This is a genomic window from Vogesella lacus, from assembly GCF_979366295.1.
Window position 1 is genome coordinate 16,979 of sequence record NZ_CEETQT010000008.1, and the last position, 14,472, is coordinate 31,450.

Annotated in this window: 10 protein-coding genes; 5 read left to right on the plus strand and 5 right to left on the minus strand. The window is 57.4% G+C overall.

Translation table 11 applies throughout. The annotated features are described in order from the left end of the window. The first annotated feature begins 11 nt into the window (after nucleotides 1–11). The gene (locus tag ACZ9W6_RS11255) at nucleotides 12–821 is read left to right on the plus strand and encodes a class II glutamine amidotransferase (RefSeq protein WP_465191246.1); all 810 of its coding nucleotides are present in this window, start codon (nucleotides 12–14) and stop codon (nucleotides 819–821) included. Between the two features lie 61 nt (nucleotides 822–882). On the opposite strand, the gene ACZ9W6_RS11260 is transcribed toward ACZ9W6_RS11255, so the two are convergent. The 3 genes from ACZ9W6_RS11260 to radC all read right to left on the minus strand — a co-directional run bounded on the left by ACZ9W6_RS11260 (nucleotide 883) and on the right by radC (nucleotide 2,453). Then, nucleotides 883–1,257, minus strand: coding sequence for an oxidoreductase (locus ACZ9W6_RS11260; RefSeq protein WP_465191247.1), 375 nt, complete (start codon nucleotides 1,255–1,257; stop codon nucleotides 883–885). Nucleotides 1,258–1,447: 190 nt separating this feature from the next. Next, nucleotides 1,448–1,699 carry a hypothetical protein gene (locus tag ACZ9W6_RS11265; protein WP_465191248.1) on the minus strand — a complete coding sequence of 84 codons (252 nt, stop codon included), beginning with the start codon at nucleotides 1,697–1,699 and terminating at the stop codon, nucleotides 1,448–1,450. Between the two features lie 79 nt (nucleotides 1,700–1,778). Beyond that, on the minus strand, nucleotides 1,779–2,453 hold the full coding sequence (gene radC, locus ACZ9W6_RS11270) for a RadC family protein (protein ID WP_465191249.1): 675 nt from the start codon (nucleotides 2,451–2,453) through the stop codon (nucleotides 1,779–1,781). A 140-nt stretch (nucleotides 2,454–2,593) separates the two neighbouring features. Here radC and coaBC point away from each other — a divergent pair, with 140 nt between their 5' ends. Beyond that, nucleotides 2,594–3,769 (plus strand): bifunctional phosphopantothenoylcysteine decarboxylase/phosphopantothenate--cysteine ligase CoaBC, encoded by a 1,176-nt coding sequence (gene coaBC, locus ACZ9W6_RS11275; protein ID WP_465191250.1) that lies wholly within the window; start codon nucleotides 2,594–2,596, stop codon nucleotides 3,767–3,769. A 45-nt stretch (nucleotides 3,770–3,814) separates the two neighbouring features. Continuing rightward, a complete protein-coding gene (dut, locus tag ACZ9W6_RS11280) occupies nucleotides 3,815–4,267 on the plus strand; it encodes a dUTP diphosphatase (protein ID WP_465191251.1) in 453 nt (150 codons plus the stop codon). A gap of 334 nt (nucleotides 4,268–4,601) precedes the next feature. Here dut and ACZ9W6_RS11285 read toward each other — a convergent pair whose 3' ends face one another. Then, nucleotides 4,602–5,531 carry an isoaspartyl peptidase/L-asparaginase family protein gene (locus ACZ9W6_RS11285; RefSeq protein ID WP_465191252.1) on the minus strand — a complete coding sequence of 310 codons (930 nt, stop codon included), beginning with the start codon at nucleotides 5,529–5,531 and terminating at the stop codon, nucleotides 4,602–4,604. 185 nt (nucleotides 5,532–5,716) lie between these two features. Continuing rightward, nucleotides 5,717–6,655 carry a GGDEF domain-containing response regulator gene (locus tag ACZ9W6_RS11290; RefSeq protein ID WP_465191253.1) on the minus strand — a complete coding sequence of 313 codons (939 nt, stop codon included), beginning with the start codon at nucleotides 6,653–6,655 and terminating at the stop codon, nucleotides 5,717–5,719. Nucleotides 6,656–7,016: 361 nt separating this feature from the next. Here ACZ9W6_RS11290 and ACZ9W6_RS11295 point away from each other — a divergent pair, with 361 nt between their 5' ends. Both ACZ9W6_RS11295 and ACZ9W6_RS11300 read left to right on the plus strand, forming a co-directional pair. Continuing rightward, entirely contained in the window at nucleotides 7,017–9,491 is a 2,475-nt protein-coding gene (locus ACZ9W6_RS11295) for a two-component system response regulator (protein WP_465191254.1), read from the plus strand. Between the two features lie 17 nt (nucleotides 9,492–9,508). Continuing rightward, nucleotides 9,509–14,386, plus strand: a complete 4,878-nt coding sequence (locus tag ACZ9W6_RS11300; protein ID WP_465191255.1) for a PAS domain S-box protein — start codon at nucleotides 9,509–9,511, stop codon at nucleotides 14,384–14,386. Nucleotides 14,387–14,472 lie beyond the last annotated feature (86 nt).

Genomic DNA, 14,472 nt, shown 5'->3' on the forward strand with positions numbered 1-14,472 from the left:
ACGGAATCCACATGTGCCAGCTGCTAGGCATGAACTGCAACACCCCGACCGACATCCTGTTCTCCTTCGAAGGCTTTCATCGCCGCGGCGGCCAGACCGACCATCATGCCGATGGCTGGGGCATTGCCTTTTTTGAAGGCAAAGGGGTTCGGCTGTTCCTTGATGACAAACCATCGGCAGACTCGCCGGTGGCCAACCTGGTGCGTCAATACCCGATCAAGTCAGAAAACGTGATTGCCCACATCCGCAAGGCCACACAAGGCATCGTCAATCTGGCCAACTGCCACCCTTTCCAGCGCGAGATCTGGGGGCAATACTGGATATTCGCCCACAACGGCGACCTGAAAGACTTTGCACCGGAAACCGGCTGTTATTACAACCCGGTAGGCTGCACCGACTCCGAAGCCGCGTTTTGCTATCTGATGGAGCAACTGCGCAAGCGCTGGTGCCAGCCACCCAGCGAGGACGAGCTGTTTGAATCCATCGCCACGCTGGCAGCCGAGCTACACCAGCACGGCACCTTCAATTTCATGCTGTCCAATGGTGACTGGTTGATCGTGCACGGCAGCAGCAATCTGCATTACATCGTGCGTCAGGCACCATTCCCGCAAGCACACTTGGTCGATGATGACGTGACTGTCGATTTCAACACGGTCACCACACCAAACGACCGCGTCGCCGTGATTGCCACCCTGCCACTGACCGATAACGAATGCTGGACAGCGATCCAATGCGGTCAGAGCGTGATGTTTCGCGGCGGCCAGGCTATCCGCAGCCAGCAGGGGCCAGTGCCCGCCCACAAGCAAGCCGAAAACAGTTAGCCCTGTTTCTGCAAATAAAAAAGGCAGCCTACGCTGCCTTTTTTATTTGCACCCAAAGCTGTCAATAACTGAGCTCGTCATGACGAGTCTGAACCAGATGACCAGCCGACAAAGACATCAACAGCAAGGCGATACGCTCGTGCATGATAACCGTGTGAGCATTACCACTGAACTGCATGAAGCGGCGCAGGTCTTCGCGCACCTTACGCGAACCGGTGAGGTCGATAATGATATCGACCGCCTCGCCCTGCTCGGCCAGTTCGATGAAGTTATCGGTTACCGGCACACCCGCTTCTTTCGCCAAGGCTACACCCGGCAGATCGAGATTGAGATCCGCCACCCCGACCAGCTCGACAAACGACGCAGCCAATAATTGTTTCAGCAATGGCGTGCCGGTTTCACCAGCGCCTACCAAGGCAATCTTGATCTTGTCCATACACCCCTCCGATATGGCAATGCTGCCAAATTGAAGAGAGGACTCTAACAACGCAGCCGCTGCGCATTTTTGTTCTGGATCAAATTAGTCATGACAAAAACAAACATGCAAAAACAGAATAAACTGCCAAACAATGACAAACAACAGCAATATCTCGCTGCAGATTCCCAGATGGAATTCCAGCAATCGATCAGTGCAGACTGCGCTCGGAAACAAAGCGGATATAGCCGACACTTTCCAGCCAGTAGCCACCGTCCTGCAGCGGCGTCGCATCTTCCAGTTCGGCTACGGTCAGGCTGAAATCGCTGCCATCCAGCTGGGCCTCCAGCGCGACATCATCCTCATCGGAGTAATCTTCCGAGGCATACATGAATTCGGGTTTGATCAGCTGATTGTTGATCTGGATATAGTCTGCATGATTCATGACACGAAGGATGCTCATGATGATCTCCTTGCTGTTAAGGCTATAGAAAAGCCAACCGTGTACACCATGCTGCTGTACACCGGCTTACAGCAGCAGACTACACCCAGCCACGCTCCGCGAGAGACTCGGCGTGACTGCCGGTCACGACAAAATGATCCAGTAAATTGATATCGACCAGAGCCAGCGCCTGCTTGAGTGTTTGTGTCAGCGCCCGGTCGGCTGCCGATGGCTCGGCGACGCCGGAGGGGTGGTTATGCGCCACAATCACTGCATTGGCATTGTGCTGCAAGGCACGCCGCACGATTTCGCGTGGATAAACCCGTGTTTCGGTCAAGGTGCCGCGAAATAGCTCTTCTGCCGCGAGTACCCGGTTCTGGGCATTCAGAAACAACACTACAAATACCTCTACATCCTTGTTACCGATCGCCAGGCGCAGATACTGCCTGACGGCTTGCGGACTGTTCAGCGTGTCAGCCAGCTGCATCTCCTCAGCCAGTACCCGCCTTGCCAACTCTTTTACAGCCATGAACTGTGCATACTTGGCCGGCCCCATGCCACTACCCTGACGAAAATCACCGGGAGCGGCTGACAGTAACTTGCCCAAGCTGCCAAACCGGCCGATCAACTCGCGCCCCATATCGACTGCCGAACAGCCCTTGATGCCGGTACGTAAAAAGATGGCGAGCAACTCGGCATCCGACAACACCTCGGGGCCGCGCTGGAGCAGCTTTTCACGCGGGCGTTCATTCTCCGGCCACTGGGCAATCGACATCGCAGACTCCTGATTGTGCTATAGCATCATTTTTAGCAGCTTTTTAATGACATATCACTATCTTGCAGATTGCGGCCAACTATCGCCCTGCCTGTTGGCCTCCGTTACAATCTGGGCTTTTCCTGCTGACGGATATTGCGATGCAAGCCAAACGCATTCTGCTGGGCATCACCGGTGGTGTAGCAGCCTACAAGGCAGCCGAACTGACGCGACTGCTGGTCAAGGCCGGCCATCATGTCGAAGTGGTCATGACCGAGGCAGCCACCCGTTTTGTCACGCCGCTGACCTTTCAGGCGCTGTCCGGCCACGCCGTGTTCAGCGATACCTGGGATGCGCGCCCCGACAACGCCATGGCCCATATCGAGATGTCGCGCCGCGCCGATGTATTCGTGATCGTGCCCGCCACCGCCGACATGATCTTCAAACTCGCGCATGGCGCTTGCGATGACCTGATCTCCACCATGGCCTCGGCGCGGACCTGCCCACTGGTAGTAGTGCCGGCGATGAATCGCCAGATGTGGGACAACCCGCCCAATCAGCGCAATATCGCCCAGCTGCAAAGTGATGGCGTGGCCGTCTGGGGCCCGGCACACGGCGTACAGGCCTGCGGCGAGACCGGCCCCGGCCGCATGCTGGAGCCGGAAGAAGTATTCGAGATGCTGCAAGGCTTTTTCGCCGCCAAACTACTGGCCGGCAAACGCGTGCTGCTGACTGCCGGCCCAACTTACGAGCCTATCGACACCGTGCGCGGCATCACCAATATCAGCTCGGGCAAGATGGGCTATGCACTGGCGCGCGCCTGCCGCGATGCCGGTGCCGACGTCACCCTCGTCAGCGGCCCAACCGCGCTGGCCGCGCCGCTGAATGTGCGCACCGTGCCGGTACAGTCTGCCGCCGACATGCAGCAGGCCGTACTGCACGAGGTTGGCCGCAGCGATATCTTCATCAGCGTGGCCGCGGTGGCCGACTATCGCGTGAAAAACCGCAGCGAGCACAAGATCAAGAAAGGCGATGCCGTACCGGTCATCAAGCTGGAAGAAAACCCCGACATCCTCGCCGGCATTGCCAGTCTGCCGGCCGCACCGTTCTGCGTCGGCTTTGCCGCAGAAAGCCAGAACCTGCTGGAGTTTGCCGACCAGAAGCGCCGCCGCAAGAAAGTGCCGCTGCTGGTGGCCAACCTCGCCCAGCACGCGATGGGCGCGGACGACAACGAAGTCATCCTGCTGGACGACCACGGCCAGCACCCGCTACCGCGTCAGGGCAAGGCCGAGATTGCGCGCGCGATTGTCGCCCACCTCGCCAGCCTGCTGCCCTGAACCACCCCGGCTGCCCTGCGGCCAACCCTGTATTGAAAGCCAGACATGAAACCCGTAATCGACGTACAGATCCTCGACACCCGCCTGAAAGACAACCTGCCAGCCTATGCCACCAGTGGCTCGGCCGGCCTCGACCTGCGCGCCTGCATTGATGCCGAGATGACCATCGCCCCCGGCCAGACCGTACTGGTCCCGACCGGCATGGCCATCCACCTGGCCGACCCCGGCCTTGCCGCAATGATCCTGCCGCGCTCCGGCCTCGGTCACAAACACGGCATCGTACTGGGCAACCTCACTGGCCTGATCGACTCCGACTATCAGGGCCAGCTGTTTGTCTCGGTGTGGAACCGTGGCAAGGAAGACTTCGTGCTGAAACCGCTGGAACGCATCGCCCAGATGATCATCGTGCCGGTAGTGCAAGTCGGCTTCAATATCGTTGACAGCTTCGAAAGCTCGGAGCGTGGCGAAGGCGGTTTCGGCAGCACCGGTCGTCAGTAAAACTGACACCGCATACCAAAGCGGGGCATGCCCCGCTTTTTTCAATTACCAGCCATAGTCACCAGCAATAGTCAAAACCAAATACCAATAAAAAAACAATCAATTTCACTACCCGCCAGCGGCCAACCATAATGCAGTCACACCACAGCGAGGACCGCATCATGAAACGATTTCTGCCCGACCGCATTTTGCTGGAAGACATCTGGGCCAATCTGATCTGGCTGCAATAAGCCATTACAGCGGCAGGGCTCAAGGCCGTACCTGCATCACCCAGGCCCGAACAAGAAAAAGGCGCGTCCAAGAACGCGCCTTTTGTCTGTCGCGAATCAGCCGCTTAGTCGCGGTAAATCGCCACCTCACGCCGGCCCGTGCCATCCACCATCGCCCGGTACATGCCTTCGCAATTGAACGGCATCGTCACATTACCCGCCGCATCCAGCGCAATCACGCCACCGGTGCCGCCCATCCGCACCAGCGTTTCGTTCACCACTGCGCCCGCCGCATCGCCGACACTCTGCCCGGCATAAGCCATGCGCGCCGCAATATCGTGCCCCACCGCCGCGCGCACAAAAAACTCGCCATGACCGGTGCCGGACACCGCACAACGCGTATCCGCCCACGTGCCCGCACCAATCACCGGCGTATCGCCAATGCGCCCCGCCCACTTCGCCGTGCGCCCACCGGTACTGGTGGCCGCCGCCAGATCGCCATTTGCATCCAGCGCCACCGCGCCCACCGTGCCATGCTTACGGTCTTCCGGCACATCGGCATCGGTGCCACCTGCGGCCAACCTTGCCTTCTCCAGCTGCAAAGCCTGCCAGCGCGATTCGGTATAAAAATAGTCCGCCTCCATCTGCGGCAAGCCCTGCGCCAGCGCAAACGCATCCGCCGCCGCATAACCCAGCGTCACATGCGGCGTGGCTTCCATCACGCGGCGCGCCACATCGACAGGGTTCTTGCTGCGCGTCAGCCCCGTCACACTACCGGCTGCCTGCTGGCGGCCATCCATCACTGCCGCTTCCAGTTCTTGCGTGCCATCCAGCGTATACACCGCGCCACGACCGGCATTGAACAGCGGATCATCCTCCAGCGCCCGCACCGACGCGCACACCGCATCCAGTGCACTGCCACCGGCCTGTAGAACCTGATAGCCCGCATCCAGCGCGGCATTCAGGCCGGCTGTGATGGCGGCTTCTTTTTCGGGGCTAAGATCAGTGCGGCGAATGGTGCCGGCACCACCGTGAATGGCAATCGCGATAGTCATGCTGTCTCTCATTTTTCGGGTAAATAAAAATGCTTGCGGCCAACCTTTCGATAAAAGGTTGGCCGCAAGCACCATAGCCTTATCGCCTCAGGCAGACAAGACGCCATGACTATGAAAATCGGCAGTACATCAAATAATTGATCAGACTCCACAGCCGCCGGCATTAACAGGCTGGTAATAGCTCACTAAAAACAGACGCAGGATTTTCCTGAATGCTTTGCCTTGTATAACTGCTTGTCAGCCAGCTCCACGAGCATGGTCTCGGTATTGCCATCGACCGGCACAACCGAGCCACAGCCAAGGCTGATGGTCACAATGGATGCAATATCAGAATTGCCATGCGGAATCTGCAACGCCCTGACATCTGCTTCCATACGCCGTGCCACCTGAATCGCACCAGACAGATCCGTATCGGGCAGCAGACAAACAAATTCCTCACCGCCAAACCGGGCAACACAATCATCTGGCCGGCACATATTGCCCCTCAAGGCCATGGCAACCTTTTGCAGGCACTCATCCCCGTGCAAATGACCGTGAAAGTCGTTGTAGCGCTTGAAATTATCCAGATCCACCATGATCACCGACAAGGGCTTCATGTCACGCTTGCAGCGCAACCACATGGCACTCAGACACTGATTAAAGAAGCGTCGGTTATTTACGCCGGTCAAACCATCAATCAATGCAATTTTTCGTAATAAATCATTCTGGAATTTTAATTTCAGATGTGCATTTACCCGATTACGCAAGGTAACCGTATTTACCGGTTTGCTGACAAAATCCACACACCCGGCCTCCCAGCATAAATTCTCATACTCAGGGGACTCATGTCCCGTCACAAAAATAACCGGAATATCCTGATTCACCGCATGCATCTGCATCTGCCGGCAAACCTCCAGTCCGTCCATACCAGGCATCTCGACATCCAGCAAAACCAGGTCAGGAAAAATTTTCCCGCACAAATCCAGCGCCTCCTTGCCGCTCCTGGCCATAAAAATATCATGATCGGCAGAAAAAATATTATGAATCAAATGGATGCTTGCAGGCTGATCATCAACAATCAAAAGTCGCGCCCTGTCCTTCTGCAAACCCAAAAACGGCTCTGCGCCATCAAAAAAGATGCTCATTGACACTCCCCGACTTGAATACAAAAACCATCCAGCGCTTACCCAGCCTAATACCGGATATTCCTGCCTCACAACAAGCTCGACACCCTGTCATTTATCTGTAACTTTAAATACAAACTAACAAATAGCATCAAACATAAAAAATGAAAAACTTTTATTTTCACAGCATTTGCTACGTTACAAAACAATGCATCGACCAACAGCGGGCAAGCATCTTTGACTTGAAATCAGGCCGATATGGCATATACCTTTTTTAGTGCATGTCTAACTTGCTGATATATTGACTAATTATTACCAGTACTTTTATAGCAGCTTCCCCTGCCCTCATCTAGAATGCATTTAACATGCAACGGGTGATGTGATGCTTGACGACTCTCTGATTCGAAAACCGGTCATCCTGATTGTCGATGACCAGACCAGCAATATCCGCATCCTGCGCGAAGCCATCTACGATCTGGGAGATGTGTACTTTGCGGTGGATGGTGATGCTGCTATTCGCCTGGCCCGCGACTGCCTGCCCGACGTTGTATTGCTTGATATCGAAATGCCGGGCATGGATGGTTTTGAGGTCTGCCGGACACTCAAGTCAGACCCCCAGCTCTCGCAAGTTGCCGTCATTTTTGTCACGGCCCACAGCAGCAGCCAGGAGGAGCTTCAGGCGCTGGCTTTTGGCGGTGTAGACTTTCTTTCCAAGCCGATCAATATTCCTGTAGCTCGCGCCCGCATCCAGACTCACCTGGCCCTGCGCCTGGAAACCCGCAAACTGGAACTTGCCCAGCGAGATCTGCAAGATGTACTGCATCACCTGCCCGCCTTTGTCGGCTATTGGCAAACCAATCTGTGCTGCGCCTTCAGCAACGGACAGTCTGCCGAATGGTTCGGCATTGATGCGGCCAACATGATAGGCCAGCAACTGATAGACGTACTCGGCCCGGCCTGTTTCGCCCGTATTGCCGAGCAGCTGAAACTGGTGCTGGCCGGGCAAGCCGTGTCGCAGGACATCGCCCTTGCACGCAACAGGCTGCCAGCAAGAGATGGCCTGCTGACACTGGTGCCACGGCTCATCGACAACCAATGCGCAGGCTTCATGATGTTGCTGGTCGACATTACCGACCGCAAGCGCTATGAAGCCGCCCTGTTTGAAGAAAAAGAACGCATCCGCGTGATGCTCAATTCGATTGGTGATGCCGTTATCGCCACCGATCAGCAGGGTATCGTGACCTTCATGAACCCGATTGCCGAAAGCCTGACCGGCTGGTCTGCACAAGAAGCTCTCGGGAATGCCATTGAACATGTCATGCCATTACGTGATGGCGGCAATGAGTTCACCCTGCAAAATCCGATCCGCCTTGCCTTGCAGGAAAACCGCGTCGTCGGCATGGCACTGAATTGCAAACTGCGCAGCCGTGACGGCATGCTGTTTGACGTTGAAGACTCGGCCTCACCCATCCGCAATCAGGAAGATCAAATCACCGGTGCCATCGTGGTCTTCCACGACGTGTCCGAAGCCCGCGCCATGGCAATCAAGATGACGCATCTGGCCTATCATGATGCCCTGACCAACCTGCCCAACCGCATGCTGCTGCAAGATCGCATTCTGCAAGCCATCCAGCAGTCAATGCGCAGTCAGCGACGAATCGCCATGGTGGTGGTTGATCTGGATAGTTTCAAAAGCATCAACGACACCGCCGGCCATGCGGTTGGCGATGCCTTGCTGCAACAGATTGCCCGCCGGCTCCAGGCAAGCTGCCGCAGTGTAGACACGGTCAGCCGGCAAGGCGGTGACGAGTTTGTCATGCTGCTACCCGAAATCAGCTCGCTGGATCAGGTCAGCGACATGGTTGGCCGCATGCTGGAGTTGATCTCCGAGCCGGTGCCAGTCAACAACACCCGCTACACCTTGAGCGCCTGCATCGGTATCAGCCTGTTTCCGGATGACAGTGACGATGCCGAAATGCTGTACCGGCACGCCGACTCGGCCATGTACACCGCCAAACAGGCTGGCCGCGGACAGTTCCGCTTTTTCTCGCAAGACATCGAGCACAGCATGCGTTCCCGCCATTTGCTGGAACAGCACATGCGTGACGCACTCGAAACACATATTTTCGAAATCCACTATCAGGCAAAGGTCGATGCCCGCCGTCAATGTATCGTCGGCGCTGAGGCACTGATTCGTTTGCGCCAAGACGACGGCAGCCTGATTTCTCCTGCCGATTTCATCCCGCTGGCAGAAGAAACCGGTCTGATTATCCCCATCGGTAAATTCGTCCTGAAACAGGCCTGCCAGGATGCCATGAGATGGCATGCCCTCGGCTACCCGATCAGCATCAGCGTCAATATTTCGGCCGTGCAGTTTGGTGACCCGCAGTTTTTGACCATGGTGCTGAACACGCTTAGCTGCACCGGCATCCGCCACGAGCTGCTGGAGCTCGAAATCACCGAGGGCGTGCTGGCGCAAGACATCAACAACACACAGCGTATCTTGCAGGAGCTGCGCAATCTTGGCGTCAGGATTGCCATTGATGATTTCGGCACCGGTTACTCAAGCCTGTCTTACCTGAAGCGGCTACCACTGGATGTGCTGAAGATAGACCAGAGTTTCGTAAACGATATGCTGCATAACAAGAATGACGAGGCCATTGTTGAAGCCATCATCAAGCTGGGCAGCACGCTGGACCTGGAGCTGGTAGCCGAAGGGGTAGAAAACAACCATCAGGTAGAGGCGCTGCTGGCCGCTGGCTGCCAGATCATGCAAGGCTATCTTTACTCCCGTCCGGTTCCGGCAACGCAGCTGGAACAACGCCTGCTACAAGATCCGCCCAAGCCAGAATATTGAACCTCAAGGGGATGTTCATGCTCAAGCACCCTCATATGACACTTGCCGGCAGGTACGGTGTCATCGTGCTGCTGCTCGGCAGTCTGGCCAGCGCCTTGCTGGCCTGGCAAGTCAATCAGGATAATCAGGCACGACTGACCTCCACCCTGCAGCAGACGCTGGAGAAAATGTCAGATCAGGTGCACGAGCGCTTCATGCAATACCAATACGGCCTGCGCGGCATGCGTGGCGTCGTGCTTACCGCCGGCGACCAATTAAGCTTCAGCAAGATCGAGCACTATATGCAAACCCGGGACCTGGCCAAAGAGTTTCGGGGCGCACGGGGTTTTGGCTACATCAAGCGGGTGCTGCCGAGTAACGAAGCCGCTTTTCTGCAACAGGCTCGGGCCGATCGGCAGCCCGGATTCCAGATCAGGGAGCTGGCACCAAGCAAGGCCGAACGTTTTGTCATCCAGTATATTTTCCCGCTGAGCGTCAACACCAAGGCTGTCGGTCTGGATATTGCCACCGAAGAACACCGGCGGACGGCTGCCATCGCGGCCATGACATCAGGCACACCACAATTGACCGCGCCAATCACCCTGGTGCAAGCCACCGGCAAGCCGATGCAATCCTTTCTGTTCCTGCTACCGGTCTATCGTGACGGTGCCACGCCGGCAACGGTCGAGGCACGCCGGCAAAAAGCCATAGGCTGGAGTTACGCCCCTCTGCTGATGGATGACGTACTGGGAGAGTTGCGCGGCAATCCGGACTATCTTCAACTGCAACTTAGCGACATTACCGACCCACAACAGCCCTTGCCATTCTATCTGCCCCAGCACGCCACCCGTGGCATGCCTTCGGCACAGCTGAGCCGAGCGATTTTTGGGCGCCAGTGGCAGATTCAGCTGTTTGCCGGACCGGCATTCATCCGCCAGCTCAATCTCACCTCACCCTTGCAGGTGTTCATCATCGGCAGTATCGCCAGCACCCTGCTTGCCGCTCTGCTGGCCACCATTCGTCTGAACCGGCTGCGGCGACGCGAATTTCAGGACCAGCAGGCCAGGTTGGCCGCAATTGTCTCCAGTTCGGCCGATGGCATTGTCGGATTCCAGAATGATGGCATCATTACCTCGTGGAACAGTGGCGCCGAAGCCCTGTTCGGTTTCCGGGCTGAGGAAGTCATCGGGCAGCGCGTCTCGGATATCCTGGTACCAGAGGTACTGCAAGCAGAGGAAGCATCCATTCTGCAACACATTCGGCAGGGCAAGCTGTTGCCAGGGCTGGAAACCCGGCGTCGGCACAAGAACGGCCAGTTGCTGGATGTTTCCCTTACCGCATCGCCCATTCTGGATGATCAGGGCAAAGTCATTGGCGGCTCGAAGACGCTGCGCGACATCAGTCGCCAAAAGCTGGCCGAAGCACAGATTCACGAACTCAACAGCAACCTTGAATCACAGGTACAAAACCGCACCCAGGAGCTCGCCCACGTCAACCAGATGCTGGAAAGCGTACTGCGCGCCGCCACCGAGATGGCCATCATCGCCACCGACCCACAGGGCAATATCACCTTGTTTAACCGGGGGGCCGAGCTGATGCTGGGCTATCAGGCGGCGGACGTATTACACAAAGCCAGCCCGACACAGATTCACCTTGCCAGCGAAATCAGCCAGCACAGCAGCATGCTGCAACTCGACCATCTGACGACCGTGTCGGCCTTTGATATCTTGGTCTATCTGGCAGACGTGCAAGGGGCTGAAGTCCGAGAGTGGACGTACTGCCGCAAGGATGGCAGCCAGTTTCCGGTCTCGGTTGCAGCTACGCCGATTCGGGATACGCACGGCCATAGCAGCGGCTACCTGTTCATCGCCATCGACATCAGCCAGCGCCTGCAAGCCCAACACCAGCTGGCGGCCAGCCTTGCCACCACCAAGGCCATTCTGGATACCGCCCCCAATCCGGTCCTCACCATCAATGCCCAGGGCGATATCCAGTCATTCAATCAGGCCGGCGAAGACATCTTCGGCTGGCCCGGTGAAGAGATTATCGGCCAGCCGCTGAATCAGCTGCTGCCGGGATTCTCCACCACAGAATACAGGCAGCTGCTGCAAGTGCTGACTGACAGTCATGCCGAGCATCACGCCCTGCGTCTGGAAGTCGAGGCTCAACGCAAGGATGGCAGCAGCTTTCCGGCTCAACTCAATCTTGGCATACACCTTTCTACCGAGGGGCAGGTTGCCGTCGCCGTTATTACCGACCTCTCTCCACTACGCCAGCAACAGGCCGAAGTACTGGCCACGCGAGATCAGCTGGCCATGGCGGCCAACGTTGCCGAGCTTGGGGTGTGGAGCTGGGTGCTTGCCGACAACAGCCTGCACTGGAATGACCGCATGTACGAAATGTACGGGTGGCCAAACAGCCTGCGGGAAGAAGGCCTCAACTACCAGCACTGGTATAGCCGCGTCCATCCGGACGACATCGCGGCCACCGAAAAATCCCTGCTGGATGCTGTAGCCGGCCATGGCAATTACGACCCGGTATTCCGGGTTGTCCGCCCGGATGGCAGCATCATCCATATCCAGGCTGGCGCGCAGATCGAGCGCGACAGCGAGGGCAATGTCCTGCGCGTTACCGGCATCAATCTGGACATCACCACCCAGCTCTTGCTGGAAGGACATCTGCGCGAGGCCAAGGACCGTGCGGATGCGGCCAGCGCCGCCAAGTCGTCCTTCCTCGCCAATATGAGCCACGAAATTCGTACCCCGATGAATGCCGTACTCGGCATGCTGCAGCTGATGAAGCAAACCCCGCTGTCCGCGCGCCAGCTTGACTACGTCAGCAAGGCCCAAGGGGCTGGCACTGCCCTGCTAGGCCTGCTGAATGACATTCTCGATTACTCCAAGATAGAGGCCGGCAAACTGCAGCTGGATGTGCATGCCTTTGCACTGGACAAGCTGCTGCACGACCTCGCCATCGTGCTGACCGGCAATCAGGGCGACAAAGACGTTGAAATCATGTTCGACGTCGACCCCAAGCTGCCACAACAACTGATGGGGGATGGCCTGCGCCTGCTGCAGATCCTGATCAACCTCACCGGCAATGCGCTCAAGTTCACCAGTCAGGGCGTGGTGCAACTGCAGGTATCGGCGGAGTCACAGGACGATGACAAGTTGCAATTGCGCTTTGCCGTCAAAGACACCGGCATCGGCATCAGTCCCGAGCAACAAACCCGCATCTTCGACGGCTTTACCCAAGCCGAAGCCTCCACCACGCGACGCTATGGCGGCTCCGGTCTGGGGCTGGTCATCAGCCAGCGGCTGGTACAACTGATGGGTGGCCAATTACAGCTGGAAAGCCAGCTGGGCCAAGGTAGCCGCTTCTGGTTTGACATCTGGCTACCGATCGCCGACAGCACGCCGCTGATCGCGCAAGCGCCGCTATCGACTCGAACCTTGCGCGTACTGGTGGTCGAAGACAACCCGCTGGTCGCCGAGCTCATCATCCACACCATTACCTCGCTGGGCTGGCAGACCCAACACATCAAGGGTGGCCTGGCCGCTGTTGGTGCCACGCTCCAGGCACAACAACAAGGCAACGATTTTGATGTCATCCTGATGGACTGGAAAATGCCCGACATGGACGGCCTGACCGCCGCCCGCCTGATCCGCGACAAGCTGCACTCGGACAAGCACCTCCCGCAAATCATCATGCTGACTGCGCACGATAAAGAGGTTTTGTCTACCCACTCGCTGCAGGAGCCTCCGCCCTATACAGACTTGCTGACCAAGCCCGTCACCCCCAGCCAGTTGCTGCAGGCCGTATCGCGAGCCTTGCAGGGTGCCTCGACGCCCCAGGTGGCTCTCCCCCAGCTGCCACAGCAACGCCTGCAAGGCATGCACATCCTGATTGTGGAAGACAATGCGCTGAACCGGCAGATCGCCGCCGAGCTGCTCAGCCATCAGGGCGCACGCATTGCCATGGCCGAGGGCGGGATATCCGGGGTGTCGCAAGTACTGAATGGCAGCGAACCATTCGATGCCGTGTTGATGGATGTGCAGATGCCGGATATTGATGGGCTGGAGGCCACCCGCAGGATTCGTGCCGATGCCCGCTTTGCCACACTACCCATCATCGCCATGACAGCCAATGCCTCGCAATCCGACCGGGCAGCCTGCCTTGATGCCGGCATGAACGAGCACATCGGCAAACCTGTCGATCTGGAACAACTGCTGAACGCCTTGCTGACCCATGGCAACAAGCCGGCAGCCAGCCGAGCCCCCGCAATGCCGCAAAATAACGAAGACAGCCCGCCAGAAGTCGAGCCGCTGGACAGCATCATGCGACGTTTTGGCGGTGCGCAGGAGGTATACCGCTCGGCCCTGAAGCAGTTCCGGCCCGAGCAACAGCAATTGCTCGACTCCCTGCAAAATGCCATCCAGGCTGATGACCTGACGCTTTGCTATCAGGTTTGTCACAGCATTAAAGGCAGCGCCGCAACCATGGGGGCAATCGCGCTGTCACGTCAGGCCGCTCTCTTCGAAAAGCAATGCCGTGCCGCTCAGGCCTTGCCACCCGAGGCCCTCAGCCTGCTGGCCGCGCTACTGCAGAATGCCGATCGTCTGCTGCAAGAGGCCTTACCTGCCAGCTTCGATCTCGACAATCAGGTCGGGCTTGCCTGGGATGACCAGGCGATGCTGCAGCAGCTGCAAACCATGCAGACCCTGCTGGCCCACAACAATATGCAGGTGCTGGATGTTCTCGACGCAATGCCAGAGCAAGCCCCCTCCGCCTATGCCAGCCAATACGAGAACTTGCGCCAGCAAATTCAGTGGCTGGACTTCAAGGCAGCCAGCCAGACCGCCGCAAGTCTGTACCAGACCATGCAAGACCGCCTCTCAGTAGGTGCTGCCAGCTAAAAACTGACAGATAACTGCTATTGCCTGCCTGAATCGACTGTGATCTTCCGGCAAACAAGACTGCGGCCAACCTTGGGTAAAGGTTG